This is a genomic window from Variovorax sp. GW531-E2, assembly GCF_059423125.1.
In genome coordinates, this window is record NZ_JBWKXQ010000065.1 from 1 (window position 1) to 26,054 (window position 26,054).

Consider the following 26,054-nt stretch of genomic DNA (forward strand, 5'->3'; position numbering starts at 1 on the left):
AGCCTGGCCACCGCCCAGGCCCAGGGTTACGCCAACAGCTTCTCGGGCGTGCACGCCCCGCGCCCCTGGCGCCCGGCACTGGCCGCGGCCGATGGCGCCCGCCTGCACGCCAGGCCCACGGCCAGCGGCGTGCACAGCGCCATCGTGGTCGGCCCCGCTGGCGAGACCTCGCCCAATGGCGCCGACGAGCTGTACTGCAACGACCGCGGCGACGTGCGCGTGCGCTTCCACTGGCAGAACGGATCGAGCGAGAACGGCAACAGCAATGGAGACAGCGCCCAGGACAACCGCAGCACCCGCTGGATCCGCGTGGCCCAGCGCCAGGCCGGCCCCGGCATGGGCTGGCAGTGGCTGCCGCGCATCGGGCAGGAAGTGCTGGTCAAGTTCGTCGACCTGGACGTGGACCAGCCCGTCATCGTCGGCGCGCTGTACAACGGCCGCGGCGACGGCGGCATCGCCCCCACGCCCGGCGGTGCGTCACGCGACAGCGAACAGGGCAGCAACGACACCAACGACGTCTTCGCCCAGGCCAGCAACGCCTCGCCCAGCGCCCAGGCCAACCTCGCGGCCGGCCATGCCCCGCCCTGGCACGGCGCCAGCGCCGACGACAAGGGTCACCGCAACGCGGCCGCCCTGAGCGGCTTCAAGACCAAGGAGTTCGGCGGCGAGGGCTTCAGCCAGCTGGTGTTCGACGATTCGAACCAGCAGCTGCGCGTGCAACTGCACGCCAGCACCGCCCACAGCCAGCTGAACCTGGGCCACCTCATCCACCAGGCCGACAACTTCCGAGGCAGCTTCCGAGGCCAGGGCCTGGAGCTGCGCACGGACGGCTATGCGGCCCTGCGCGGCGGCAAGGGCGTGCTGCTGAGCACGTACCACGGCGCAGGCGGCCACAAGCTCGAGCCCGTGGGCGACTTCGCCGCCGGCATGGCGCTGCTCAAGCAGGTGCAGCAGCTGGGTCAGGCTCTGAGCGACGCCGCCAGGACCCACGAGACTGTGCAGTTGGCAGGGCACATCGGCGCGAACAAGGCCAACGAATCCCAGCTCGACAAGGAACGCGCCCCCTACGCCGCGATGGAGCACACCGCCAGCGGCATGGTGACGGCCGATGCGCTCGACACTGCCTACGCAGATGCGGCAGACAAGGCCATCGCCACCGGCGAAGGCAAGGTGCCGCACACGAGCGATGCCGTGATCGCACTGGCCGCACGCGGCGGCCTGGCGATGGTGGCGGGCCAGCAGCTGCAGGTCGTCAGCGGCGAGACCGCCACGCTGGCCAGCGGCGGCGACATCAACCTGGCGCTGGCCGACGTGCTGCGCGTGCACAGCGGGCAAGCCATCAGCGTGCTGGCCGGGGCGCAGAAGGCCGATGCAGACGCGGGCCTGTCGGTGATCGCGGGCAACGGCGACCTGGACTTCCAGGCGCAGCACGACGAGTTGCGCGTGCAGGCCAAGGAGGCATTGAAGATCGCCAGCATCGACCAGACGGTGGAGTTCGCGGCCAAGAAGAAGATCCGCATCGCGACGGCGCAGGGCGCGTCGATCACGCTGCAGGATGGGGACATCACCTTCGAGTGCCCGGGGAAGATCACTTATCACTCGGTGCAGCGGAAGTTGGCTGGGCCGACAAGCTCGCCGTATGGGCTGCCGCTGTTCCCGCAGAGCATCTGCATCGAGTGCATGCTGAAGGCCGCACAAAGCGGAGCCCCCTTCTCCGCCTTGCAGTGAGTTCGGCGTTGGAATTCGCGACCGATCCGATCGACCCCCTCCACCTTGCCCATGCCGTGCAAGCGATGGCCGACGCCCAACCGTCATCCGTCGGCCTCTGGTTGCTGGTCGATGCGGCCTTGCTCGACCCGGCGCGCCTCGCATCGGTACTGCGCCGCAACGGGTGGTCGCACGTCAATGCGCTGGCCAACACTCCGCTGGAGGCCTACGGCGCAAGGGGACCGCAGCTGCTGGAACTGCCACCAGACGACGAGGTGCGCGCCGAGGGCTTGCGGCGCCTCGCCACGATCGACCCGGCGGCGCCCGCATTCAGCTGGATCGCCTCCAGCCACGTCGCTGCGGATTTGCAGGCCTGCTTCGGCTACCTGGCCCAGGCGCGGCACGACGGCCTGAAGCTGCATTGCCGCATGGGCGATGTGCGCGTTCTTCCGACGCTGCTCGCCACGCTGGCCGAGCCACAGGCACGGCGCGTGGCGCAGGCCATCTCGCAATGGCAGTGGTTCGATCGCAGCGGTGCCGTGGTCGGCAACTGGTTTGCAGCTTCTGGGAAGGACGGTGTGGCCGATGCCCGCGACCATCTCGAACTCGATGCATCGCAATTCGCGACGCTCCTGGATGCCTCGGAAGCCGACGGCATCTTTGCGCAGTTGCTCGAGACGGTGTCGCAGCTGGTGCCGCAGACCGACCGGGCGGCGTTTCATCAGCGGCTCCAGCGCGCGCTCGCGGTTGCCACGCGCCTGCACGTGGCAGGCAACCCCGACCGGCTGCAGTTCGTGGTGCTCTCGCTGACCTGCGGCGATGACTTTTATCAGCATCCCGATCTGTCGGACACATGGAAGACCGTCGCACAAGGCTCCAGCCTGTCGGGCCTGATGAAGGGCTGGAGCGACGCGCTGTGGAAGGCGTTGGAGGGGAAGGCTTCATGAAGCGCCTTGCTCTCCTGGTTCTTTGCGCGTTGGCGTTGTTGGGGGCTTGCAGCAGCAAGAAGCCGGCGGCTGAAAGCTACAGCGCCAGTCTCAGCCCCTACAACCACACAGAGGACTACATCCATCAGTTCTATGTGGACGGAGCGGGTGGCGGCAACTCGAGTCCGTACGGAGGCGGCGGCAGTTTCGTGTGCTGCATCTCTGCTCCAGCTCAATGGCGTCCCGGGCTCAGCGCGACGGTGAAATGGACGACATCGAGCGGAATTCCTGGCGACAAGCGCCCCGAAGCCATCACGCCCCGCTGGCACGAGAGGGTCGTTCCGATCGATCGATATGACGTGCCGGGTGGTCTGATGAACGTGCACTTCTTGCCGAACAACGAAGTGCGGCTGGTCATCTCCAACATGAGGGCCAGCGCCAAGGGCTACCCTGGCCCCGCCTATCCGGTGAAGCCGCCGGATTGGAAATGGTGAGCATGAGGCAAACAATCCATGCGCGCATTGAAAGGCCACACGCCATGAAACGTACCGCGCTCCTGACGCTTTGCGCACTGGCAGTACTGCCGCTGGCAGCTTGCAGCAGCAAGAAGCCGGCAGCTGAAAGCTACAGCGCCAACCTCAGTGCCTACAACCACACAGAGGACTACATCCACGAGTTCTATGTGGATGGGGCAGGTGGCGGCAATTCGCGCCCCTACGGCGGTGGCGGCAGCTTTGTGTGCTGCATCTCCTATCCGGCTCAATGGCGTCCCGGACTCAGCGCAACGGTGGAGTGGACAACCTCGAGCGGGACTCCAGGCGATACGCGTCCCGACGCAATCAAGCCGCACTGGCACAAGAAGATCGTCCCGATCGACAAATACGACATCCCAGGCAGCACGCTCAACGTGCACTTCCTGGCTGAAGGCGATGTTCGATTGGTCATCTCCAGCAAGGGCTCCGGCGCGAAGGGCTACCCCGACTACCCGGTGAAGCCGTCGAGCTGGAAGTGGTGACTCAAGGCGAGCAAGGATTTTCGGAAACCCGAGACACAACACGTGAACGCATTGAAAGGCCACACGTCATGAAACGCACGACCACCCTGACACTTTGCGCATTGGCACTGCTGGTGCTCCCGCTGGCTGCTTGCAGCAGCAAGGAGCGCACGTCAGAAAGCTACAGCGCCAACCTCAGCCCGTACAACCACACGGGCGACCACATCGAACCGTACGTCGATGGCATCTTCGCCGGGCACTCAAGCGCCTACGGTGGCGGCGGAAGCTTCGTCTGCTGCATCTCCTACCCCGCCAAATGGCGTCCGGGCCTCAGCGCCAAAGTGAGGTGGGCTACATCCAGCGGGATTCCCGGTGACAGGCGGCCGGAGGCGTATGTCCAGCAGTGGCACGAGAAAGTCGTCCCGATCGAAAAATATGACGTCCCGGGCAGCACGCTCAACATCCATTTCCTTTCCGGAGGTGAAGTTCGGCTGATCATTTCCAGCAAGGGGGCAGGGGCCAAGGACTACCCCGGCCCTGCGTACCCCGTGAAACCACCCAATTGGAAATGGTGAGCCAGGTCAGCCAAGAAACATCCCAAAGAACCCGGGGAGCGACACATGGACGAATTTCGCGAAGGCTGGTACGAGGTCAGCTTTGACGCCAACACCTACGACAAGCGCTGCTTCTACTTCAAGACCATCGAACTCTGTACAGCCGAGTGCATCCTCAAGGAAACAGGGCTGCAGATACTGGTGTGGTCGGACGGGGCTGGCAGGGCCGAAACATGGTCCTCGACCTATCGACCGCTACCCACAGCGCCCACAGGCGACTGGTGGGACAACGACCCGGGCGGCGCGAACTACCAGCCCGGGCTGCCTGGCGACCACTCACGCGCCGACCGGACCCTGACCGCACGCGAACTGTGCCAACGCGCCGCCAGCGCCGACCCGAGCAAGGCCGATGCCCTGAGTTGCGCCAAAGAGATCCACGTGGGCCTGTTCTTCGACGGCACCAACAACAACCTGATCCGCGACACACGCGACCAAAGCCACACGAACGTGGTCAGTCTCTTCAACGCGCACAAGGACGACAAGGTCGAGAACTTTCGCTACTACATACCCGGCGTCGGCACGCACTTCCCCGAGATCGGCGAGGACAAGGAACTGGACAACGGCAAGCGTTTCGGCACCGGTGGTGAGGCACGCATCCATTGGGCCTTGATTCAGGTCTACAACGCATTGCATCGGGCGTATCACACGTCCGACCTCATCCAGCCGGACGAGATGAAGGAGCTCTGCACCGACCGGCTGAAGACCTGGTGGCGCTTGAGCGACAACAAGATGATCAGCATCTTCAGGGGCATTCAAGAGCGCCTGCTGAAAGCCATCAAGGACCAGCGGCCGCGGGTGACCAAGATGCATCTGTCGGTCTTCGGCTTTTCGCGTGGTGCAGCCGAAGCGCGCGCCTTTTGCCAGTGGATCCAGCTGGTCGCCGAGAACATGACGATCGGCGAAGCGACGCTGGAGCTTCATTTCCTGGGCATCTTCGACACCGTGGCGTCTGTCGGGCTGGCCGATTCGTCGCCCGTTGGCGAAGGCTTTCAGGACTGGGCTGACGGCACCATGGACATCCACGGTGTCAACCAGACCGTTCACTATGTGGCGGCCCATGAAATACGCCAGTCGTTTCCGCTGTCTACGGCGCGCATCAGGGCCACGAGCTACCCGCCGAACACCAAGGAGTTCGTCTATCCGGGGGCCCACTCTGACCTGGGCGGAGGCTACCCGTCGAAGTCCCAGGGAAAAGGCGTAGGCGGACGTACCTCATTGCTCTCGCAGATTCCCTTGATGGACATGTATTTCGAGGCAGTTTCGGCAGGCGTACGAGTCCGCCCATTGAACGAGATGGACGCGGTGATCGAGCGAGACTTCAAGGTCGACCCTGGGCTCGATAAAGCCTTCAGCGACTACGCAGCCTGGACCACGACGGAGGAAAAGCAGAACGTCGCCAACGGCGGGGAGCCCGTGCAAAACCGCATGCGCTATCACATGGAGCTGTATTGGCGCTGGCGTGCGTCCAAGAGCGACGAAGCCACCTTCAAGGCCATGGCGAGTTACGAAGCCTCCAACAAGCAGGACCGACAGGATCTCTGGGAGTCGGAACTCGACTGGCGTGAGGACATCAAGGCCGCCCAGGCGGCCAACCAGCCCCGACGGGTGTTCGTTCCCAGAGCGGGCGTCTACGTTGACCAGCCGCCCCGCGCCAACGAGGTGGAAAAGCGCCTCCTACGCGCCGTCGCTGCTGCCAAGGATGTTCCGCAAACCGCCAACGACTTCTTCGACAAGTATGTCCACGACTCGCACGGCGGCTTCTGGATGCTCGGCCCCATCACGAAGGAGAACCGCGATGACTTCGTGGCCGCCATCAAGCAGAAAAAAGCCACGCATGACCGGTTGCTGAAGGCGGCAGACGAGGAGACCCTCCCCTCTCGCGCGACGAACCTGCGCAACTATGCCCGCGGCTATGAACTCAACAACTTCGAACGCCGCGTGATCGCACAGGATGCAAAAGAACCGGGAACACTGCCTCTGATGACGGATGCAGATGCGGAAGATCTGCGAGACAACGCAGGCACGATGGCGACGCTCGCATTGAAGCTCCTGGGCACCGCCAGCCGCCGCGAACCCCGCGGCCACGGGCGTTACCGGCGCGTGTTCGACAAGAGTTGAAGAAGCCCATTGCAGGTTCCGTCATCACCTCGCAGAACCTACAGCCGCCAGTTGTCCGGCCATCGCCGCTCGGTGAGGCCGGATCAAGATGAATCCGGTCGCTCTCTTCCTCAAGCCTTGACGGCCGCCCTCACTCACCCAATGCGCGCAATCGCCGTCCCAGCCGCCACATAGCCCCCCGCCGCCGCAGCGAACACGATGCGCCCCGCGCGGTGCGCAACCACCTGCATCTCCATCTTCATCGCCTCCATCACCGCGATGACCGCACCTTCAGCGACCTCGTCGCCGTCCGCGACTTTCCAGCCTTGCAACGTGCCCGACACCGGCGCAGCCACAGCAGCGGCATCGGCCGCCGGTGCGTTCGCCACAACGCCAGGCGCAGCAGCAGCACCACCACCCGCCGACGCCAACCCACGCAGCAACTCCGCAGGCAGTCCCAGCGACATGCGCCGCCCGTCGATCTCGATGGCCGTGCGGTGCGGCGAGGCGTCCGGCAACGGATCAGGTCGTATGCCTGCCGCTTCGTCGTTCGCAAAGTCGGTCTCGATCCAGCGTGTGTGGACCTTGAAGGCGTCTTCCGACACGAAGTCGGGGTGCGCCATCACCGCGCGGTGAAACGGAAGCACCGTCGCCAACCCTTCGATGCGGAATTCCTTGAGCGCGCGGCGCGCGCGTGCGATGGCCTGGGCGCGCGTGGCGCCGGTGACGATGAGCTTGGCCATCAGCGAGTCGAAGGTGCCGGGCACCTGCGAGCCGGCGTCCACGCCGGTGTCCACGCGCACGCCCGGGCCCGAGGGGGCGTCGAACACATGGACGGGGCCGGGCGTCGGCAGGAAGCCGCGGCCCACGTCTTCGGCGTTGATGCGGAATTCGAAGGAGTGGCCGCGCGGTGCGGGCGTCTCTTTGATTGACAGCGGCAGGCCTTCGGCGATGCGCAGCTGTTCGATGACGAGGTCGATGCCGGTGGTCTCCTCGGTCACGGGGTGCTCGACCTGCAGGCGCGTGTTGACCTCGAGAAAAGAGATGGCGCCGCTCGCGCTCAGCATGAACTCGACGGTGCCGGCGCCGGTGTAGCCGGCGGCCGCGCAGATGTCGCGCGCCGACTGGTGGATGCGCTCACGCTGTGCGTCGCTCAGGAACGGTGCGGGCGCTTCTTCGACCAGCTTCTGGTTGCGCCGCTGCAGCGAGCAGTCGCGCGTGCCGAGCACGACGACGTTGCCGTGGGTGTCGGCGATGACCTGCGCCTCGACGTGCCGCGGGCGGTCGAGGAACTGTTCGACGTAGCACTCGCCGCGGCCGAAGGCGGTGATGGCTTCGCGCACGGCCGATTCGTAGAGGCCTTCGACCTCGTCGAGCCGCCACGCGACCTTGATGCCGCGCCCGCCGCCGCCGAAGGCCGCCTTGATCGCGATCGGCAGGCCGTGCTGTTCGGCAAAGGCGAGCACCTCGCCCGCGTTGCTGACCGGGTCGGCCGTGCCCGCGACGAGCGGCGCGCCGACCTTCAGGGCGAGCTTGCGGGCCTGCACCTTGTCGCCCAGCGTGGCGATGGCCGCGGGCGAAGGGCCGATCCACGTCAGGCCGGCGTCGATCACGGCCTGCGCGAAGGCTGCGCTTTCGGAAAGGAAGCCGTAGCCGGGGTGCACGGCATCGGCGTCGCTGCGCTTGGCGATGGCCAGCAGCTTGGGAATGTTGAGGTAGGTGTCGGCCGGGCGGTGGCCGTCCAGGCCGTAGGCCTCGTCGGCGCGGCGCACGTGCAGCGCATTCAGGTCGGGATCGGCGTAGACGGCGACCGACTGCACGCCGTGGTCGGCGCAGGCGCGCGCGATGCGCACGGCGATTTCGCCGCGGTTGGCGATCAGGACTTTTTTCATCGCGGGACTCTCGATCTCAAATCAAAGTTCGATGGGGCCGTGGCCGGCCATCGGTTGGAAGCGGACGCGGGCGTTCACGGGGATCTGCCCCGCACGGTCCAGGTGGTGGGTGGCGACCGACGCGATCACGGGGTAGCCGCCGGTGAGCGGGTGGTCGGCCAGGAACAGCACGGGCTGGCCGCTGGGCGGCACCTGGATCGAACCGCGCGCCGTGCCCTCGCTGGGCAGCTCGGCGGTGTTGGCACGCACCAGCGGCGTTTCGCCGTTCAGGCGGATGCCGACGCGGTTCGATTGCGGCGTCACCACCCACGGCTGGCTGCACAGGTGCTCGACGGCGTCGGCGGTGAACCAGTCGGTGCGCGGGCCGAGCACGATGTCGAGCACGACTTCGTCCTGCACGGTGGGCAGATCGATCGGTGGCACTTCGGTGGCGCCGACGACGGCGCCGGTGGCAACGCTACGCACGGGCAGCACATCGCCTGCCGCCACGGCGGGCGGGCCGATGCGGGCCAGCGTGTCGGTCGCGCAGCTGCCGAGCACGGGCGCCACGGCAAAGCCGCCGCGCACGGCCAGGTAGCTGCGGATGCCGGCGACGGGCTCGCCGATGGTGACGGTGTCGCCGTCGGCCAGCGCGACGGGCTGGTAGCGCGGCAACGGCCATTGCGCGCCGTCGGCACGGGTCAGCGTGAGCGGGCCGTCGGCGCCAGTGACAGCGATCACTGCGTTGCCGCGGCAGACGAACTGGAAGCCGCCGTAGGCGAGTTCGAGGCAGGCCACGTCCGACGCATTGCCGACCAGTCGATTGGCCGCCTGCAGCGAGCGCTGGTCCATCGCACCGGAGGCTGACACACCCTGCCGCGCCTGGCCATGGCGACCGCCGTCCTGCCACAGCGCCTGCAAGCCAGCGGCGCGAACTTCAAAGGCGCTGCCGCCTTCAACGGCCGCAGGCGCGGGCGCCGCAACCACGGGCTCCGCCACAGGCAACGCCACCTTCAACGACGTGGCATCGACAAAGCGCACCGCATCGCCGGGCTGCAGCAGCGCCGGCGTTTCGCGCGACAGGTCCCACATGGGCGTGTCGGTCACGCCGATGATCTGCCAGCCGCCGGGGCTGGCCTGCGGGTACACGCCGCTGAAGCTGCCCGCGAGCCCGACGGCGCCGGCCGGGATGCGGGTGCGCGGCACCGCGCGGCGCGGCACGTTCAGGCTGGGGTGGCCGTCGCTCAGGTAGGCGAAGCCGGGCGCGAAGCCGGTGAAGGCGACGGTGTAGTCGCTGCCGGTGTGGCGGCGCACCAGCTCGTCGGGTGTTATGCCGAGCAGGCCGGCCACTTCGGCGATGTCTTCGCCGTCGTAGCGCACGGGAATCTCGATGCGCTTGTCGATGCGCGTCTCGCGGGCGTCGAGCTTTCGCTGGCGCACGGCGTGTGCCAGCGCAGCCGCCGACAGCACGGCGGGGCGGAAGGTGATGAGGATGGTGCGCGCGGCGGGCACCAGCTCGTCGATGCCGGCAAGGGGCTCGGCGCGCAGCGAGGCCAGCAGCGCGAGCGTCTGCGCCAGGTCGTCGAGCTCGACCAGCACGGCATTCAGGTTGACGCGAAGAAAGCGCATCGAGGCCGTCATGCGGTGGTGGCCTCGGCGAAGGGGCGGATCGTCACGCCGGCCTGCACGAGCCGCTCGCGCACGCGGCGCGCCATTTCGACCGCGCCGGGGCTGTCGCCGTGCACGCAGATCGAGTCGGCGCGGATGCGCACCACGCTGCCGTCGATGGCGGTGACGGTGCCTTCGTGGGCCAGGCGCAGCATGCGCTCGGCCACGTCGTTCGCATCGTGCAGCACGGCGCCGGGTTCGCGGCGCGACACCAGCGAGCCCTGCGGCGTGTAGGCGCGGTCGGCAAAGGCCTCGGCCACCACGCGCAGGCCCTGGGCCTCGGCCCAGCCCACGAGCGGCGAGCCCGCGAGCGCGACGAGCACGAGGCCGGCGTCGATCTCGCGCAGGGCCGCGATCACGTCGCGTGCCTGGCGCTCATCGTGCGCGATGGTGTTGTACAGCGCACCGTGCGGCTTCACGTAGCGCACCTCGGTGCCGGCCGCGGCGGCCAGGCCCTTCAGGGCGCCGATCTGGTAGATGACGTCGGCGCGCAGGTCGGCGCTGTCGACGTCCATGTTGCGACGGCCGAAGCCGACGAGGTCGCGGTAGGCCACATGGGCGCCCACGGCCACGCCGCGTTCCTTCGCCTGGCGCAGCGTGCGCAGGATGCCCGCCGGGTCGCCGGCGTGGAAGCCGCAGGCCACGTTGGCGCTGCTGACGATGTCGAGCATGGCGGCGTCGTCGCCCATGCGCCAGACGCCGAGGCTTTCGCCGAGGTCACTGTTCAAGTCGATGTTCATCGGGGGTCTCCGGCGTGCACGCACGCCTCAGGAATCAATGCAGCCGGCCGGCGGTCTCGCGCACGTCGTGGCGCACGGTGAGCGCGGTGCGGATCGCCACGCGGAAGGCCTCCACCTGCGCGTCCAGCGCCATGCTCGCCACGCCGGGTTTCGAGGCGGCCTGCTCGGGCAGGTAGGGCACGTGGACGAAGCCGCCGCGCGTGTGCGCCAGCGCCGGGCGCGTCGCGAGCCGGTGCATGAGCGCGTAGAAGATGTGGTTGCACACGAAGGTGCCCGCGCTGTTCGACACGGCCGCAGGCAGGCCCGCCGCGCGCATGTCGCGCACCATGGCCTTGATCGGCAGCGTCGAGAAGTAGGCCGCCGGGCCGTCCCTGACCACAGGCAGGTCGACGGGCTGCTGGCCGGCGTTGTCGGGAATGCGCGCGTCGTCGATGTTCAGCGCGGCGCGCTCCATCGAGATCTCGGTGCGCCCGCCCGCCGCGCCGATGCACAGCACCAGCTGCAGCGGCGAGCCGGCCAGTGCGGCGTCGAGCGTGTCGATGGCGCGGCCGAACACGCAGGGCAGCTGCACCGCCTGCACCACGGCGCCTTCGCAGGCCCAGCCGTCGAGCGCGCGGGCGATCTCCCACGCAGGGTTGACCGGGTCGTTCTCGAAGGGCTCGAAGCCCGCGAGCAGCACGCGGCGTGCCTTGGCATCGGTGGCGGTGGTCATGCGCGGTGCCTCAGCGGAACATCAGGAAGTACAGCAGGAAGATGTTGACCACCAGCAGCGCGGCCGCGGTGGGTATCTGCACCTTGATCACCGCGTTCTTGTCGGGCAGCTCCAGCAGCGCCGCGGGCACGATGTTGAAGTTGGCCGCCATCGGCGTCATGAGCGTGCCGCAGTAGCCCGAGAACATGCCGATGGCCGCCATCACGGCCGGGTCGCCGTGGTACACGCCCACCAGCACCGGCACGCCGACGCCGCCCGTCATCACCGGGAAGGCCGCGAAGCCGTTGCCCATGATGATGGTGAACAGGGCCATGCCCAGCACGTACACCGCCACGGCGACGAAGCGGATGTCCATGTTGATGTAGCTGGTGGTGATGTGCGCCACCGCCTTGCCCACGCCGGCGTCGGAGAACACCAGGCCCAGCATGCCGAGCATCTGCGGCAGCACCACGGCCCAGCCGAGCGCGTCGGTCAGGCGGCGCGACTCGCGCATGCCCTGCACGGGCGTCTCGCGCGTCAGCCAGCAGGCCAGCGCCAGCGCCACCACGCAGCCGATGCCCAGGCTCACCAGCGTGGTGTTCTTGGGGTCGAGCAGCAGCGTGCCGCCGAGCTTGATGTGGCTCATGCCCACGGTGCCGATCACGGTGACCAGCGGGATCGCCAGCGCCGGAATGAACAGCTTGTTGCCCAGGCGCGTGGCGCTGGCCTGGTACTGCTCGGGCGTGGGCTCGCGGTGCTTGCCCGCACCGACGCCGCGCAGGCCGGCAATGACGGCCATGCCGATCGCACCGGCGCCCACGAGCGCGGGCGGCAGCTTGTCGCCGACCAGGAAGACCAGCGCATAGATGCCCCAGAAGAGCGCGCTGGTGTAGCGCTTGGGATGCTGGCGGTCGGCCAGCGTCATCACGGCCGTGACGGCGAGGATGAAGCCGACCAGGAGGTACAGGTGCTGGATCGAGAGGATCATGATGCTCAGCGTCCTTCCTTGGCGGGCACGGCGGTGGCGGGCACGTCGGCTTCTGCAGCGCCGCCCAGTTCACGGGCCAGCGCCTGGTCGAGCCGGCGCAGGCGCCAGGCGTGGATGATGAAGGCGGCAATGGCCGTGGGAATGCCCCACATCGCGATGTGCAGCGGCTCCACGTCGATGCCCGCTTCGTGCAGGAAGGTGGTCATGAGCACGATGGCGCCGAAGGCCACGAAGATGTCTTCGCCGAAGAACAGGCCCACGTTGTCGGTGGCCGCGGCGTAGGCGCGCAGCTTGTGGCGGATGCGGTCGGGCAGCTTGCCGTAGCGCGTTTCGGTGGCGCCTTCGGCCATCGGCGCGAGCAGCGGACGCACCATCTGCGGATGGCCGCCCAGGCTGGTCAGGCCCATGGCCGCGGTGAGTTCGCGTGCCGCGAGGTAGACGATCAGCAGGCGCCCGGCGGTGGCCGACTTGATGCGGCTGATCCAGTTCTGCGCGTGCTGGCGCAGGCCGTGGCGCTCCAGCAGGCCGATCACCGCCAGCGGCAGAAGAATGATCAGCGGCAGGTTGCGCGTCTTGATGAAGCCGGTGCCGATGGCCGTGAGGATCGCCATCGGGCCGAAGCCGGCGGCGAACGCCGTGACGATGGCCGTGACGATCACGACCAGCATCGGATTGAAGCGCAGGATGAACCCCGCAATGATCACGGCCACGCCGATCAGCGGCCACAGGGGGACTTCAGGTGTCATGGTTGGTCTTTCGTTGCAATGCAAAACACCGGCGCAGGGGCACCGGTGCGGTCGATTGATGCAAACCTCATGCCAATGAATGAGCAATTCATTTCTTATGAATCACTCATTTCAAACAAGTTGTTGAACAATTTAATGTAGTGTGCCCAACAACAGTGCCCGAATACCCCCATGAAAACCCTGAAACGGGCACGTTTCGGTGCACGGGCGCGGCGTGGCAAGGGAGCCGTCTGTTACAACGCAGGCTCGCTGCGCCCCTCTCTTTTCCCCTCCGACCGACCGGCATGACCCGACTGGATTCCCCCACTTCCCCCGCCTCGCCGGCCGCCGGCGCGCTCACGCTCAACGACCGCGTGGCCGAGCTGATCCGCCAGAAGATCGTGAAGGGCGAGTTCTCGCCAGGGCAGCGGCTGTCGGAGGCCGCGCTGGCCGACAGCCTGGAGATTTCGCGCAACACCCTGCGCGAGGTGTTCCGCACGCTGACCAAGGAAGGCCTGCTCAAGCACGCGCCCAACCGCGGCGTGTTCGTGGCGGTGCCGAGCATCGCGTCGATCATCGACATCTACCGCGTGCGCCGGCTCATCGAGTGCCAGGCGCTGGCGCAGGCCTACCCGCGCCACCCCGCCAAGAAGCACATGCGCGAGGCGGTCGAGATGGCATTGAAATGCCGCGACGCCGGCGACTGGCTGGGCGTGGGCACGGCCAACATGGAGTTCCACAAGGGCATCGTCGAGCTGGCCGACAGCGAGCGGCTCAACGTGCTGTTCGCCCACATCCTGGTCGAGCTGCGGCTGGCCTTCGGGCTGCTGAAAGACCCGGAGTTCCTGCACGCGCCCTACGTGGACATGAACACGAAGCTGCTCGAGCTCATCGAGGCCGGCAAGTTCGCCGAGGGCTCGGCGGCGCTGAACGACTACCTGATCCACTCCGAGCGCATCGTGCTGGCCGTCTACGCGCGGCAGATGACGGACGTGGAATAGGCCGCCTCCGGGCTTCGCATCGGCGCACCTGCGCGGGGCAAGGTGCTGAAATAATGACCACCCCGCCACCCCCACCGCCGGATGCGCCATGACCCTGTCCGCCTACCTGCTGTTCCTGCCCGCCTGCTTCGCCATCAACATGGCGTTCGGCCCCAACAACCTGCTGTCGGTCACCAACGGCGCGAAGCACGGCGTGTCGCCGGCCGTGATCGCGGCGAGCGGCCGGCTCGTGGCCTTCGCGGTCATGATCGCCATCGCGGGCCTGGGCATGGGCGCGGTGCTGGTGGCGTCGGAGCTGGCCTTCGATGTCATCAAGTACATCGGCGCCGCGTACCTCGTGTGGATCGGCGTCCGGCTGCTGCGCGCGCCGGCGCCGACCGCGCAGGTGCAGGCGCACGAGGCCGCACCGCCGTCGATGCGCGCGCTGGTGCGCCAGGAGTTCACGGTGGCGGCCGGCAACCCGAAGGCGATCCTGGTGTTCACCGCCTTCTTCCCGCAGTTCGTGGTGCCCAGTGCGTACGCGTCGAGCTACGTGCTGCTGGGCGTGACCTTCCTGGTGTTCGAGCTGGTCGCGATCGCGCTGTATGCGCTGCTCGGCGCGCGCATGCGCCGCCTGGCCAACGGCAGCCGCGCGATGCGCTGGTTCAACCGCGTGAGCGGCAGCATGATGGTCGGCTTCGGGCTGATCCTCGCGTTCACGCGCCGGCCTGCAGGCTGAGCCGCGGCCGCGCGGCGGTCAGCACTCGACGATGTTCACGGCGAGGCCGCCGCGCGAGGTTTCCTTGTACTTGGTCTTCATGTCCGCGCCGGTCTGCATCATGGTCTGGATGACCTTGTCCAGCGACACGAAGTGCGAGCCGTCGCCGCGCAGGGCCATGCGCGCCGCGTTGATGGCCTTCACCGCGCCCATTGCGTTGCGCTCGATGCACGGGATCTGAACCAGCCCGCTGACCGGGTCGCAGGTCATGCCCAGGTTGTGCTCCATGCCGATCTCGGCGGCGTTCTCGACCTGCCCGGGCGTGCCGCCCATCACCGCGGCGAGCGCGCCCGCCGCCATCGAGCAGGCCACGCCGACCTCGCCCTGGCAGCCGACCTCGGCGCCCGAGAGCGAGCCGTTCTTCTTGTAGAGGATGCCGATGGCCGCCGCGGTGAGCAAAAACTCGACCACCGCCTCGTCGCCCGCACCGGGAAAGAAGCGCTGGTGGTAGTGCAGCACCGCCGGGATCACGCCCGCCGCGCCGTTGGTGGGCGCAGTGACCACGCGCCCGCCGGCCGCGTTCTCTTCGTTGACGGCCATGGCGTACAGGTTGACCCAGTCCATCGCCGCGAGCGGGTCGGGCGCGGCCTGCGCCGTGCCATTGCCCTGCAGCTGCCCGAACAGATCGGCCGCGCGCCGCCGCACCTGCATGCGCCCGGGCAGGGTGCCGGTGCTCGCGCAGCCGCGGCGCACGGCGCCGGCCATGGCGTCCCACACTTGCAGCAGCTCCGATCGCACCTCGGCCTGCGGTCGCCATTGCGTTTCGTTGGCCATCAACAGCGCGGCGATCGACAGGCCCTGCGCGCGGCATTGCGCCAGCAGTTCCGCGCCGCTGTCGAAGGCGAAGGGCAAGGCGGCCGGCGCCGGGCGCTGCACGCCGGCTTCGTTGCGCACGCTCTCGCCCTGTGCATCGACGACGAAGCCGCCGCCCACTGAAAAGTAATCCGCCTCGGCCAGGGCCTGGCCCTGCGCATCCAGCGCGATGAAGCGCAGGCCGTTCGGGTGCCGAGGCAGGCTCTTGCGCAGGAAGAGCAGGTGCTCTTTCTCGTCGAACGCCACGGCGTGCGTGCCGAGCAGGTGCAGCCGCCGCTCTCGCCGGATGGCCGCGATGGCGGGCTCGATGGTGTCGGGGTCGATGCGGTCCGGCCGGTGGCCTGCGAGCCCGAGCAGCACGGCGCGGTCGGTGCCGTGGCCGCGGCCGGTGGCGCTCAGCGAGCCGTACAGCTGAGTCACCAGCGCGGCCACCTGCGGCAGCAGGCCTTGCGCTTGCAGCAGGCAGGCGAACTGCCGCGCCGCGATCATCGGCCCGACCGTGTGCGAGCTCGAGGGGCCGATGCCGATCTTGAACAGATCGAAGGCGCTGACCGGCGTCGAAGGCGCCTTCGCCGTACTTGTCACCGCGCCTTCACCGCCAGGTTCCACAGCGCCACGAGCTGCTCGTACTCCGCCGAGGCCGCTTCCTGGTCGAGCGGGAAGACCTTGATGGCGCTCAGGTCGGGCAGCGAGGTGAGCTTGGACACCGCGATGTCGCTGCGCACCGGACGGCGGAAGTTCTTCACCAGCAGCTCCTGCTGCGTTTCCTTGCTCAGCAGGCCGTTGTAGAGCGCGACGGCGGCGTCCATGTTCTTCGCGCCCTTCACGATGAACATGCCTTCGGGCGCCAGGTAGCTGCCTTCGGTGGGATAGACCAGCTTGATCTCCTTCTGGCCGCCCGCCACGTACTCCTGCGCCGCGTACTCGATGGTCAGGCCCACCGGGTACTCGCCGGCGGCCACGCCCTTGTAGGTGCTGCCCGACGACGCGGTGACGACCGCGTTGGCCGCCAGCTTGCCCAGGCCGTCGCGGCCGAACTGCTTGAGCAGGCCGTACACCAGCATGTAGGCCGTGGCGCTCTTGCTCGGGTCGGTGATGGCGAACTTGCCCTTCCATTCGGGGCGCATCAGGTCCGACCAGGTCTTGGGCGCGGGCATGCCCTTGAGCTGGCGCTCGTTGACCATCATCACCATGACGTGCACGTTGGTGCCGACCCACAGGTCGTTCGGGCCGCGGAAGGCCGCGGGCACGGCCGCGAGGTCGGGCGACTTGTAGGGCGCCATCTGGTCCTTGTAGGCGCCCAGCGTGCCGAAGCCGCCGCTCCACAGCACGTCGCCGCGCGGGTTCTTGGCTTCGGCCTGGATGCGCTTCATCAGCGTGCCGGTGCCGCCCGTGACCTGCTGCACCGTGAGCCCGGGCGCCTTCTTCTTGACCACGGCCAGCGCGGTCTCGACGGTCTCGGTGTTGTTGGACGAATAGAGCACCACCGTCTGCGCACCCGCCACACCCGCCGTGAGGGCCAGGGTCGCGAACGCGCATTTCGCCAGGGACTTGAAGGACATGAAAACCTCGCAGGTTGAAGTGAATGGGTGGGTCATTTGCTGGAGAAGAGATTGATGCGGAACACCTTGATCGCCACCACGATGGGCAGCAGGATCACGCTGACCAGCGCCGCGCCGTAGGCCGAGGCCAGGCCCAGGCGCCCGCCGTCGACCTGGCGGAAGATGGCGATGGGCATGGTCTCCAGGCCGCCCGTGTAGACCACGATGGAGGCCGACAGCTCCGAGATCGTGGTCACCCACATCAGGATGGCGGCCGAGATGATCGAGGCCTTCATGGCCGGCAGCAGCACCTTGAAGAAGGTCTTCAGCGGCGACACGCCCAGGCTGATCGAGGCCTCCTCGATCGAGTCCGAGATGTTGAACAGCGTCGACGACGCATTGCGCACCGCGAAGGGCAGGCGGCGCACCGTGTAGCACAGCACCATGATCCCCGAGGTGCCCGCCAGCACCAGCCAGCCGGTGTTGAAGGTCTGCACCAGCGCAATGCCCAGCACCGTGCCCGAGATGGTCAGCGGCAGCACCACGATGTAGTCCAGCAGCTGCGTGAAGGGGTTGCGCTTCTTGATCGTCAGGTAGCTCACGAGCACTGCGAAGGCCACGCCCACCACCGTCGCCATCGAGGCGAACTTCAGCGAGTTGATGATCGGCTCGGGCGCGCCGCGCAGCGCGCGTTCCAGGCTGGACAGCGACCACTGGCCCCAGCGCATCACGGGCCCGCTGGTCTCGGTGAAGGCGCCCACGAAGACGATGAGCAGCGGCAGCATCGACAGCACGATGATCACGCCCACGCTGAGCGTGTAGAACACCGCCGCGCCCGAGCGCACGCGCACCACGGCGGGCGCGCGGCCCTGCGTCATCGTGTAGATCTTGCGTTCGACCACGCGCTTCTGGAAGAACAGCACGATGGCCACGATGCCGATGGACACCACCGACATCGCGCTTTGCAGCGTGGGGCTGCCGCCCATCTCGCCGACGAAGGCGTTGTACGTCATGACCGACAGCAGCGGCACGCTGCTGCCCAGCACCACCGACAGCGCGAAGTTGCCCACCACCAGCGTGAACACCACCAGCGCATTGACCAGCACCGCCGGCAGGATCACCGGCACCAGCACGCGCAGCTTGGTCACCAGCGGCGAAGTGCCCAGGCTCAGGCCGGCCTCTTCGAGCTGGCCGTCGAAGCCGCGCAGCGCGGCCAGCACGCCCAGGTAGATGTAGGTGTAGTAGACCAGCGTCATGGAGAACACCATGCCGGTCCAGCCGTAGAAGGTCGGCAGCGTGATGCCCGCGCCCGCGAGCAGGTTGGTCACCAGCCCGTTGTTGCCCAGCAGCAGCAGCCACGACTGGCCCACGATGATCTCGGGGATCACGATGGTCATGATCGGGAGCACCGCCACCAGGTTCTTCAGCGGGAAGTCGTAGCGCGCCACCATGTAGGCGAAAGGCACGCCCACGGCCACGGTGCAGGCCGTGACCGACACGCCGAGCACCAGCGTGTTGCGAAACGCGAGCAGGTATTCGCTGTCCTGCAGCAAGGTGATGAAGCCGGACAGCGAGAACGCGCCCGACTCGTCGCGCACGCTGTTCACGAACAGCGTGCCCAGCGGGTAGAACACGAAGAACAGCAGCAGCACGAGGCTGAGCAGGGTCAAGAAACCCCAGGGCCACCAGTTGATTTTCATGGCGTGCGTGTCCGTTCAGGCGGCGACGACGCGGCTGTCAGCCGGCACCAGCACCTGCACCGCATCGCCGGCCTGGAAGTCGGCCACCATGTTGCCGGCGTGCAGCTCGACGCGGATCTCCGACTGGTCGTGCAGCCGGATGCGGTAGGCGGTCTTGAAGCCCAGGTACTGGCGGCGCAGCACCTCGCCCGCGATGGCGTTGGGCACGTGAGGCGCGGGCGCCATCAGCGACAGCGCCTCGGGCCGCGCGATGAGGATGCCCTGCGCGCCCAGCGCGGCGCCGCCCTGCTTGCCGTCCAGTTGCTGGCCGCACAGCTGGTAGCGCACGTGCGACGCGGCCCCGCCGGCGGACTCGGCCGGCACCGGGATCACGTTGGCCGAGCCGATGAAGTCCGCCACGTAGGCGTTCACCGGCGTGCCGTACAGCTCTTCGGGCGTGCCCAGCTGCGCGATGCTGCCGCGGTCCATGATGGCGATGCGGTCGGACATGGCCAGCGCCTCTTCCTGGTCGTGCGTGACGAACACGGTGGTGATGCCGGCCTCGCGCACGAGGTCCAGGATCACGTCGCGCATCTGCAGGCGCATCTTGGCGTCGAGGTTGGACAGCGGCTCGTCCATCAGCAGCACGCGCGGGCGGATCACCAGCGCGCGCGCCAGCGCCACGCGCTGGCGCTGGCCGCCGCTCATCTGCGCGGGGTAGCGGTCGGCCAGTGCGAGCAGGCTCACCTTGTCCAGCGCCTCGTTGACGCGTCGGGCGATCTCGGCCTTGGGCACCTTGCGCGCGCGCAGGCCGTAAGCCACGTTGTCGAAGGCCGTCTTGTCGGGGAACAGCGCATAGTCCTGGAACACCATGCCGATGTCGCGGTGGTGGGTGGACACGCGCGTCACGTCGTCCTTGTCGAAAAGAATGCGGCCGCCGTCGGGTTCGTTGAAGCCCGCGATGCAGCGCAGCAGGGTCGTCTTGCCGCAGCCGCTGGGGCCCAGCAGGGTGTAGAAGGCGCCATCGGGCACATGCAGCGACAGGTTCTGCAGCACCGTCTGGTTGGCGAACTGCTTCACGACGTTGTCGATGGTGATGGAAGCCATGTCTCTTGTTCAGGGTGGAAGGAAGCGCGATGCTAGGTGCGCCCCCTGCGTGCCACCAGCCGTATTTTTTAAGGCGGCCGGTTAGTTTTTCTGCAGGCTTCCCGGTCTACGATGCGCGCCGGCCTCCAACCCCGGGCGGCACGCAACCGAACACGAAAAGAACATGAGGAAGACAAGCCCGCTCGCCAAGGTACGCATGTGGTGACCCGACGCCTCCCCCCTTTGAAAGCGCTGCGCGCTTTCGAAGCGGCGGCGCGCCATGCCAACTTCACCGCGGCCGCCGACGAACTCAGCATCACGCACAGCGCCGTCAGCCAGCAGATCCGCCTGCTGGAGGACTACCTGGGCCAGCCGCTGTTCGCGCGCGAGGCCCGCGGCGCGACGCTGCTGCCCCATGCGCGCGACTACTTCGCCGAGGTGCAGGCCAGCCTGGACCGCATCGCCAGCGCCACGGCCGCGCTGAAGTCGCCCCACCAGCGCGCCAGCCTGCGCGTGTGCACCACGCCCTCGCTGGCGATGAAGTGGCTCATTCCGCGGCTGGCCGGCTTTCAGGCCCTGGCGCCGCAGACCGACGTGCAGCTGTCGACCCTGGGCCGGCAGTTCTTCGACCAGGCCGAGGCCGGCAGCGACGTGCTGATCCGCCGCATTCCCATGCAGCGCCCCGACCACACCTGCGTGCGCTGCCTGGACGACCACCTCGTGGCCGTGGCGTCGCCACGCTTCATCGAACGGCACCGCATCGCCAGCATGGCCGACTGCCTGGGCCACCCGCTGCTGCAGGCCGCCGGCGAAGTGGAGAACTGGCCGCGCTGGTTCGAGCTGGCCGGCGTGCGCGTGCCGCCCCAGCTGCCCGGCCCCGTGTTCGACCATCAGTTTCTTTGCATGCAGGCCGCCATGAACGACCTGGGGCTCGCGCTGGCGCCCTGGTGCCTGCTCGAGGAAGACATCCGCGCCGACCGGCTGCGCCTGGTGTTTCCCGAACCCCGCCTGCCGGCCTCCGGCGTCTACGCGCTGTACCGCACCGAAGGGCCGGTGGCCGCGCTGGCACGGCAGTTCGTCGACTGGCTCGGCACGCAGCACTGGAACGCGGGAAGCCCCACCCCATGACCACCACGCTCACTCTTCCTCCCCTGCGGCTGTCGGACTTCAAGCTGATCGCCTTCGACATGGACTCGACGCTGATCGACATCGAGACGGTCGACGAGATCGCCGACATCGCGGGCTGCGGCCCCAAGGTCGCGGCGATCACCGAGGCCACGATGCGCGGCGAGATCACCGACTACAAGGACAGCCTGCGCCGGCGCGTGGCCCTGCTGCGCGGCGTGCCGCTGTCGGCGCTGCAGGCCGTGTACGACCAGCGCCTGCACCTGAACCCCGGCGCCGAGACGCTGATCGCCGCGTGCAAGCAGGCCGGCCTGCGCGTCGTGCTGCTGAGCGGCGGCTTCACCTTCTTCACCGACCGCCTGCGCGAGCGGCTGCAGCTGGACGACACGCGCTCCAACGTGCTGGAGATCGAAGACGGCCGGCTCACCGGTCGCATGCTGCCCCAGCCCTGGGGCGACATCTGCGACGGCGAGGCCAAGAAGGACAAGCTGCTCGAATGCTGCCGCGCGATGGGCATCCCGCCGGCCCAGGCCATTGCCGTGGGCGACGGCGCGAACGACCTGCCGATGATGCGTGTGGCCGGGCTGTCGGTGGCCTACCACGCCAAGCCCCTGGTGCGCGAGGCCGCCATGCTGTCGATCGACGAGGGCGGGCTCGACCGGCTGCTGGACCTCCTCAGGCCTTGAGGTATTCGGCCTTGGTGCCGAGCCAGCGGTCGATGTGGCGTTGCGCCAGCTCGGGGTGCTTCTGCAGCATCACCGGCGCGAGTTCGCGCGCCCAGTCGAGCAGCAGCGTGTCGGTCGCGAGGTCGGCAAAGCGCAGCAGCGGCGCGCCCGACTGACGTGCACCGAGGAACTCGCCGGGGCCACGAATCTCCAGGTCGCGCCGCGCGATCTCGAAGCCGTCACCGGTCTCCGCCATGGCCTTGAGCCGCGCGCGCGCCGCTTCGCCCACACGGCCGCTGTCGCCCGGCGCATAGAGCAGCACGCAGGCCGAGGCCGCCGCGCCGCGCCCCACGCGCCCGCGCAGCTGGTGCAGCTGCGAGAGGCCGAAGCGCTCGGCATGCTCGATCACCATCAGCGAGGCGTTGGGCACGTCGACGCCCACTTCGATCACCGTGGTGCTCACCAGCACCTGGATCTCGTTCGCGGTGAAGGCGGCCATCACCGCCTGCTTCTCGGCCGTGGGCATGCGCGAATGCAGCAGGCCGACCTGGATGTGTTCGCCCAGCGTGCCGGCGAGTTCGTCGCGCGTCTCGGTGGCGTTGCGCAGGTCGACCGCCTCGCTCTCCTCGATCAGCGGGCAGACCCAGTAGACCTGCCGGCCTTGCGAAATCTGCGCCTGGATGCGGTCGATGACCTCGTCGCGCCGGTGGTCGGCCACCAGCTTGGTGACGATGGGCGTGCGGCCGGGCGGCAGCTCGTCGAGCGTGGAGACGTCGAGGTCGGCGTAGTAGCTCATCGCGAGCGTGCGGGGGATGGGCGTGGCGCTCATCATCAGCAGGTGCGGTTCGAGGTCGCCGCCGGCTTTGCCACGCAGGGCCAGGCGTTGCGCGACACCGAAGCGGTGCTGCTCGTCGATGATGGCCAACGCCAGGTTCTTGAAGCGCACCTTCTCCGAGATGACCGCGTGCGTGCCGATGACCAGCGCGGCCTCGCCGCTCTCGACGGCGGCCGACATCTCGTCGCGCTCCTTCTTCTTCTGGCTGCCTGTGAGCCAGGCCACGCGCAGGCCGCGCTCGGCCAGCAGGGGATCGAGCCAGCCGACCAGCTTGCCGAAGTGCTGGGCCGCGAGGATTTCGGTGGGCGCCATCAGCGCGCACTGGAAGCCCGCGTCGATGCAGCGCGCCGCGGCCAGTGCCGCGACCACGGTCTTGCCCGAGCCCACGTCGCCCTGCAGCAGGCGGTGCATCGGGACCTGGCGGTGCAGGTCGGCCGTGATTTCCTCGCCCACGCGCTGCTGCGCGCCGGTGAGGCCGAAGGGCAGCACGGCGAGCAACTGCGCATGCAGCGAGCTCGCCGCCGCGTCGGTGGACGCAGGCAGCACCGGCGCACGCTGCGCCGCGCGCTCCAGCCGCGCCTGCAGCTGCGAGAGCTGCTGCGCCAGCAGTTCTTCCGCCTTGATGCGCTGCCACGCCGGGTGGCTGTGGTCTTCGAGCGCGGCGATCGACACGTCGGGCGTCGGGTAGTGCAGGAAGCTCAGCGCGCTGCGCAGGTCCCACGCGCCGCGTAGGCCGATCTGCACTGGAATGGTCTCGTCGAGCAGCGCGCGCGCCAGGCCCGAGCGCACCTCGCGCCGCAGCACCGGCTGCGCGAGCCCGGCCACGGTCGAGTACACGGGCGTGAGCGCGTTGGGCAGCGCCGTGCCGGCCGCCTTCACGGTCGGGTGCATGATCTGCCGCCCCACGAAACCGCCGCGCATCTCGCCGCGCACGCGCACCTTGGCGCCCACCGCCAGTTGCTTCTGCTGCGAGGGATAGAAGTTGAAGAAGCGCAGCTGGCAGGTGTCACTGCCGTCGTCGATGGTGGCGATGAGCTGGCGGCGCGGTCGGAACACCACCTCGCACTCGGTGACCACGCCCTCGACCTGCGCCATGTCGCCGTCGCGCGTGTCGACCAGGCGCACGATGCGGGTCTCGTCCTCGTAGCGCATCGGCAGGTAGAGCGCGAAGTCGATGTCGCGCACGAGGCCGAGCTTGCGCAGCGCGCGCTGCACGAGGCTCAGGCCGGTGCCGGGCGGTGACGCCGGCGCGGCAGGGGGAGTCGGTTCTTTCTTGGCGGGCACGGACAAGGCTTCTAGCGTGGACGGCAAAGGTCCGTCAAGGCGCTGCGGGCATCGGGGAACATGAACTGGAAGCCGCTGCGCAGCAACTGCGCCGGCACCACGCGCTGGCCTTCGAGCAGCAAGTCGGCTTGCTCGCCGAGCAGCAGCTTCACGGGCGCGGCGGGCGTGGGCATCCAGCAGGGGCGGTGCAGCACGCTGGCCGCGACGCGGGTGAAGGCCTCCTGGCTCACTGCACCCGGTGCGGCGACGTTGAAGGCCTGCGCGCTGGCCGGGCCGGTGTCCGGCTCCGTCACCGTCCACACATGCGCGATGGCGCGGATCAGGTCGTGCACATGCACCCACGACAGCCACTGCCGCCCGCTGCCCAGGCGCCCGCCCATGCCCAGCTGCACGGGCATCAGCAGCTGCGGCAGCGAGCCCTGGTGGCCCAGCACGAAGCCGAAGCGCAGGCAGGCCACGCGAACACCGTGCGCCACGGCCGCGTGCGCGGCGCGCTCCCAGCGCTGGCACAGCGTCGACATGAAGATGTCCTGCGGCGGCGCGTCTTCGGTGAGTTCGGTGGCATCGCCCTGCGGCTGCACGCCGTAGTAGCCGATGGCCGAGCCCGAGAGCAGCAGCCACGGCTTGCGCGGGCGCGTGGCGATCCACGCGACGAGCTGCTGCGTCAGGCCTTCGCGGCTTTGCAGCAGCTGTTGCTGGCGCCGCGCGCTCCAGCGCTGGCCGAGGATGCGCGCGCCCGCGAGGTTGACGACCACGTCGATCGTGTCCGCGGCGGGAATCTGGTCGAGCGACTGCACGCAGCGCACCGCGCCGCCGAAGCCCCAGGCGGCGCCGCGCGCGTCGCGCGTCCACACCGTCACCGCATGGCCGTCGGCCAGCAGGTGGCGCACGAGGATCTGGCCGATGAAGCCGGTGCCGCCTGTCACCAGCACCTGCTGCGGCTTCGTGCCGAAATGCACCGGGGCCTCGACGGCGCGCACCTGCGCCTGCTTCTGCTGCTTGAACAGCGCGCGCGCCGCGAAGCCGTCGCGCAGGCCCGAGATACCGACACCCACGCCGCACAACGCCAGGAAGGCGCTGAGCCAGCCGTGCGGCTGCCACACCATCGCGGTCGGTTGCGCTGCCCAGCCGACCGCGCTCATCGCCAGCAGCGCGATGAACGCGCCGGCGTTGATGGCCAGCACCGTGTGCGTCACGCGTTCGGTGGGCGGCAGCAGGCGGCTGCCGTCTTCGACCACGAAGTCCCACAGCGTGAGCACGATTTCGACGCCGAACACCACGAGCAGCACCCACGCCCACGCGCCGTGCCAGGCCCATGCCGACAGCCCGAGGAACAGTGCGCAGTAGATCGACGAGCGCGTGGCGTGGATCGCCAGCTCGCGCCCCGCCGTGCTGCGGCGTGGAAGGGCCTCGGTGCCTTCGTGGTGGTAGAGCGTGTCGAAGGCGCCCAGCGCGCCTTGCGCCGCCATGAGCTGCAGGGCCAGCAGGTGCGTGTCGATCATGCGGACACCGCCTGCGGCTGCGGCGGCGGCTCCGGCACTTCCTCGAACACGCCGACCTGCGTGAAGGTGGTGCCCATGAGGCAGTGGCGGATCTCGATGCGGATGTTGAAGCGCTCGGGCGTCTCGTTGTGGTGCCAGAGAAAGGTCTTGCCCGGCGTGAACAGGCCCGGCAGCGGAATGCGCCAGCCGAACACCTCCCAGAAATAGCCGTCGCTCTGGAAATGCAGGCTGCCGTTGGGCTCCACGCTCAGCACCAGCTTCATGCCCAGCCCCATGCCGACGTACTCCAGCACCTCGCCGCGCTCGCTCTCGCGCATGAAGCTGGTGAACTGGATGGGCTTGCGGTCGTGCAGGCGGTAGATGCGCTGCTTGTAGATGGCCGGGTCCTCGGGCCGGGCGTAGACCTGGATCTCGACCGGGAAGTGGCTGTCGCTGTAGGGGATCAGCGCGCCCTGGATCATCGGCTGCGTGAGGTGCCCCAGCAGCTTGCCGAAGCGCGAGCAGCGCAGCTCGCTGAGCGCGCCCAGGTAGTGCAGCGCCTTGCCCGGCAGGGGGTTCTTGTCGAAGCGCCGGCGGATGTCGGGGTGCAGCCCCATCCAGGCGCCGCCCAGGATCTTCTTGAAGAGCTCGCCTTCGGAAGGTGGGGCGGGGGCTGGCGTGACACGCGCGACGGAAGAATCGACCATGCGTCGATTCTGCCTCGGCAACCCCCGGCGGCGCCCGTGATTCCGGGCCATGGGACAAT

General features: G+C 68.4%; 23 protein-coding genes. 10 read left to right on the forward strand and 13 right to left on the reverse strand.

Features of this window, described 5'->3' with window-relative positions; genetic code table 11:
• From AC07XP_RS26930 to AC07XP_RS26955, 6 genes are all read left to right on the forward strand, one after another.
• Positions 1–1,728: type VI secretion system Vgr family protein (locus tag AC07XP_RS26930; RefSeq protein ID WP_495266397.1), on the forward strand; the 1,728-nt coding region annotated here is incomplete at its 5' end.
• A gap of 8 nt (positions 1,729–1,736) precedes the next feature.
• Positions 1,737–2,654, forward strand: a complete 918-nt coding sequence (locus tag AC07XP_RS26935; protein ID WP_495266398.1) for a DUF4123 domain-containing protein — start codon at positions 1,737–1,739, stop codon at positions 2,652–2,654.
• Positions 2,651–3,127 (forward strand): DUF3304 domain-containing protein, encoded by a 477-nt coding sequence (locus tag AC07XP_RS26940; RefSeq protein WP_495266399.1) that lies wholly within the window; start codon positions 2,651–2,653, stop codon positions 3,125–3,127. Before AC07XP_RS26935 ends, AC07XP_RS26940 begins: the two co-directional genes overlap by 4 nt.
• A gap of 44 nt (positions 3,128–3,171) precedes the next feature.
• Positions 3,172–3,648: a DUF3304 domain-containing protein gene (locus AC07XP_RS26945; RefSeq protein WP_495266400.1), complete on the forward strand. Its 477-nt coding sequence runs from the start codon at positions 3,172–3,174 to the stop codon at positions 3,646–3,648.
• Positions 3,649–3,716: 68 nt separating this feature from the next.
• Complete coding sequence (locus tag AC07XP_RS26950) at positions 3,717–4,202, forward strand: DUF3304 domain-containing protein (protein WP_159279246.1); 486 nt, start codon at positions 3,717–3,719, stop codon at positions 4,200–4,202.
• Positions 4,203–4,247: 45 nt separating this feature from the next.
• A complete protein-coding gene (locus tag AC07XP_RS26955) occupies positions 4,248–6,359 on the forward strand; it encodes a T6SS phospholipase effector Tle1-like catalytic domain-containing protein (RefSeq protein ID WP_495266401.1) in 2,112 nt (703 codons plus the stop codon).
• 134 nt (positions 6,360–6,493) lie between these two features.
• Here the strand turns inward: AC07XP_RS26955 and AC07XP_RS26960 are convergent, their stop codons facing one another.
• The 6 genes from AC07XP_RS26960 to AC07XP_RS26985 are packed head-to-tail and all read right to left on the reverse strand — an operon-like array spanning position 6,494 to position 13,042.
• Positions 6,494–8,230: an acetyl/propionyl/methylcrotonyl-CoA carboxylase subunit alpha gene (locus AC07XP_RS26960; RefSeq protein ID WP_495266402.1), complete on the reverse strand. Its 1,737-nt coding sequence runs from the start codon at positions 8,228–8,230 to the stop codon at positions 6,494–6,496.
• Between the two features lie 21 nt (positions 8,231–8,251).
• Positions 8,252–9,838, reverse strand: a complete 1,587-nt coding sequence (locus AC07XP_RS26965) for a 5-oxoprolinase subunit B/C family protein (protein WP_495266417.1) — start codon at positions 9,836–9,838, stop codon at positions 8,252–8,254.
• Positions 9,839–9,846: 8 nt separating this feature from the next.
• Positions 9,847–10,617 carry a LamB/YcsF family protein gene (locus AC07XP_RS26970; protein WP_495266403.1) on the reverse strand — a complete coding sequence of 257 codons (771 nt, stop codon included), beginning with the start codon at positions 10,615–10,617 and terminating at the stop codon, positions 9,847–9,849.
• 34 nt (positions 10,618–10,651) lie between these two features.
• Positions 10,652–11,329, reverse strand: a complete 678-nt coding sequence (gene pcp, locus AC07XP_RS26975) for a pyroglutamyl-peptidase I (protein WP_495266404.1) — start codon at positions 11,327–11,329, stop codon at positions 10,652–10,654.
• Between the two features lie 10 nt (positions 11,330–11,339).
• Positions 11,340–12,296 carry a DUF979 domain-containing protein gene (locus tag AC07XP_RS26980; RefSeq protein WP_062477418.1) on the reverse strand — a complete coding sequence of 319 codons (957 nt, stop codon included), beginning with the start codon at positions 12,294–12,296 and terminating at the stop codon, positions 11,340–11,342.
• A gap of 5 nt (positions 12,297–12,301) precedes the next feature.
• Positions 12,302–13,042 carry a DUF969 domain-containing protein gene (locus tag AC07XP_RS26985; protein ID WP_062477421.1) on the reverse strand — a complete coding sequence of 247 codons (741 nt, stop codon included), beginning with the start codon at positions 13,040–13,042 and terminating at the stop codon, positions 12,302–12,304.
• Positions 13,043–13,326: 284 nt separating this feature from the next.
• On the opposite strand from AC07XP_RS26985, the gene AC07XP_RS26990 reads away from it, so the two are divergent.
• Positions 13,327–14,022, forward strand: coding sequence for a GntR family transcriptional regulator (locus tag AC07XP_RS26990; protein WP_447748110.1), 696 nt, complete (start codon positions 13,327–13,329; stop codon positions 14,020–14,022).
• Between the two features lie 88 nt (positions 14,023–14,110).
• The gene (locus AC07XP_RS26995; RefSeq protein ID WP_492741875.1) at positions 14,111–14,740 is read left to right on the forward strand and encodes a LysE family translocator; all 630 of its coding nucleotides are present in this window, start codon (positions 14,111–14,113) and stop codon (positions 14,738–14,740) included.
• An 18-nt stretch (positions 14,741–14,758) separates the two neighbouring features.
• On the opposite strand, the gene AC07XP_RS27000 is transcribed toward AC07XP_RS26995, so the two are convergent.
• From AC07XP_RS27000 to AC07XP_RS27015, 4 genes are read right to left on the reverse strand one after another with little or no spacing between them, the layout of a single operon-like run.
• Complete coding sequence (locus AC07XP_RS27000) at positions 14,759–16,177, reverse strand: L-serine ammonia-lyase (RefSeq protein ID WP_495266405.1); 1,419 nt, start codon at positions 16,175–16,177, stop codon at positions 14,759–14,761.
• On the reverse strand, positions 16,174–17,154 hold the full coding sequence (locus AC07XP_RS27005) for an ABC transporter substrate-binding protein (protein WP_307637652.1): 981 nt from the start codon (positions 17,152–17,154) through the stop codon (positions 16,174–16,176). Before AC07XP_RS27005 ends, AC07XP_RS27000 begins: the two co-directional genes overlap by 4 nt.
• A 32-nt stretch (positions 17,155–17,186) precedes the next feature.
• Entirely contained in the window at positions 17,187–18,833 is a 1,647-nt protein-coding gene (locus AC07XP_RS27010; RefSeq protein WP_062477436.1) for an ABC transporter permease, read from the reverse strand.
• A gap of 15 nt (positions 18,834–18,848) precedes the next feature.
• Complete coding sequence (locus AC07XP_RS27015; RefSeq protein WP_062477439.1) at positions 18,849–19,919, reverse strand: ABC transporter ATP-binding protein; 1,071 nt, start codon at positions 19,917–19,919, stop codon at positions 18,849–18,851.
• A 222-nt stretch (positions 19,920–20,141) separates the two neighbouring features.
• Between AC07XP_RS27015 and AC07XP_RS27020 the strand changes: the two genes are divergently transcribed.
• A complete protein-coding gene (locus AC07XP_RS27020) occupies positions 20,142–21,026 on the forward strand; it encodes a LysR substrate-binding domain-containing protein (RefSeq protein WP_240531241.1) in 885 nt (294 codons plus the stop codon).
• Positions 21,023–21,709 (forward strand): phosphoserine phosphatase SerB, encoded by a 687-nt coding sequence (serB, locus tag AC07XP_RS27025; protein ID WP_495266406.1) that lies wholly within the window; start codon positions 21,023–21,025, stop codon positions 21,707–21,709. The genes AC07XP_RS27020 and serB overlap by 4 nt, the downstream gene beginning before the upstream one ends.
• Here serB and recG read toward each other — a convergent pair.
• The 3 genes from recG to AC07XP_RS27040 are packed head-to-tail and all read right to left on the reverse strand — an operon-like array spanning position 21,699 to position 25,995.
• Complete coding sequence (gene recG, locus AC07XP_RS27030; RefSeq protein WP_495266407.1) at positions 21,699–23,807, reverse strand: ATP-dependent DNA helicase RecG; 2,109 nt, start codon at positions 23,805–23,807, stop codon at positions 21,699–21,701. The genes serB and recG overlap by 11 nt on opposite strands.
• 11 nt (positions 23,808–23,818) lie before the next feature.
• Positions 23,819–25,309 (reverse strand): TIGR01777 family oxidoreductase, encoded by a 1,491-nt coding sequence (locus tag AC07XP_RS27035; protein ID WP_495266408.1) that lies wholly within the window; start codon positions 25,307–25,309, stop codon positions 23,819–23,821.
• Positions 25,306–25,995 carry a DUF4166 domain-containing protein gene (locus AC07XP_RS27040; protein WP_495266409.1) on the reverse strand — a complete coding sequence of 230 codons (690 nt, stop codon included), beginning with the start codon at positions 25,993–25,995 and terminating at the stop codon, positions 25,306–25,308. Before AC07XP_RS27040 ends, AC07XP_RS27035 begins: the two co-directional genes overlap by 4 nt.
• Positions 25,996–26,054: the final 59 nt, after the last annotated feature.

Coding starts and splice junctions, on each gene's coding strand:
- AC07XP_RS26955 (WP_495266401.1), top strand. CDS start 4,248: ATGGACGAATTTCGCGAAGGCTGGTACGAGGTCAGCTTTGACGCCAAC.
- AC07XP_RS26970 (WP_495266403.1), bottom strand. CDS start 10,617: ATGAACATCGACTTGAACAGTGACCTCGGCGAAAGCCTCGGCGTCTGG.
- AC07XP_RS26945 (WP_495266400.1), top strand. CDS start 3,172: ATGAAACGTACCGCGCTCCTGACGCTTTGCGCACTGGCAGTACTGCCG.
- AC07XP_RS26980 (WP_062477418.1), bottom strand. CDS start 12,296: ATGATCCTCTCGATCCAGCACCTGTACCTCCTGGTCGGCTTCATCCTC.
- AC07XP_RS27015 (WP_062477439.1), bottom strand. CDS start 19,919: ATGGCTTCCATCACCATCGACAACGTCGTGAAGCAGTTCGCCAACCAG.
- AC07XP_RS27005 (WP_307637652.1), bottom strand. CDS start 17,154: ATGTCCTTCAAGTCCCTGGCGAAATGCGCGTTCGCGACCCTGGCCCTC.
- AC07XP_RS26940 (WP_495266399.1), top strand. CDS start 2,651: ATGAAGCGCCTTGCTCTCCTGGTTCTTTGCGCGTTGGCGTTGTTGGGG.
- AC07XP_RS26965 (WP_495266417.1), bottom strand. CDS start 9,838: ATGCGCTTTCTTCGCGTCAACCTGAATGCCGTGCTGGTCGAGCTCGAC.
- AC07XP_RS27010 (WP_062477436.1), bottom strand. CDS start 18,833: ATGAAAATCAACTGGTGGCCCTGGGGTTTCTTGACCCTGCTCAGCCTC.
- serB (WP_495266406.1), top strand. CDS start 21,023: ATGACCACCACGCTCACTCTTCCTCCCCTGCGGCTGTCGGACTTCAAG.
- AC07XP_RS27040 (WP_495266409.1), bottom strand. CDS start 25,995: ATGGTCGATTCTTCCGTCGCGCGTGTCACGCCAGCCCCCGCCCCACCT.
- AC07XP_RS26950 (WP_159279246.1), top strand. CDS start 3,717: ATGAAACGCACGACCACCCTGACACTTTGCGCATTGGCACTGCTGGTG.
- pcp (WP_495266404.1), bottom strand. CDS start 11,329: ATGACCACCGCCACCGATGCCAAGGCACGCCGCGTGCTGCTCGCGGGC.
- AC07XP_RS26960 (WP_495266402.1), bottom strand. CDS start 8,230: ATGAAAAAAGTCCTGATCGCCAACCGCGGCGAAATCGCCGTGCGCATC.
- AC07XP_RS27035 (WP_495266408.1), bottom strand. CDS start 25,309: ATGATCGACACGCACCTGCTGGCCCTGCAGCTCATGGCGGCGCAAGGC.
- AC07XP_RS26995 (WP_492741875.1), top strand. CDS start 14,111: ATGACCCTGTCCGCCTACCTGCTGTTCCTGCCCGCCTGCTTCGCCATC.
- AC07XP_RS26990 (WP_447748110.1), top strand. CDS start 13,327: ATGACCCGACTGGATTCCCCCACTTCCCCCGCCTCGCCGGCCGCCGGC.
- AC07XP_RS26985 (WP_062477421.1), bottom strand. CDS start 13,042: ATGACACCTGAAGTCCCCCTGTGGCCGCTGATCGGCGTGGCCGTGATC.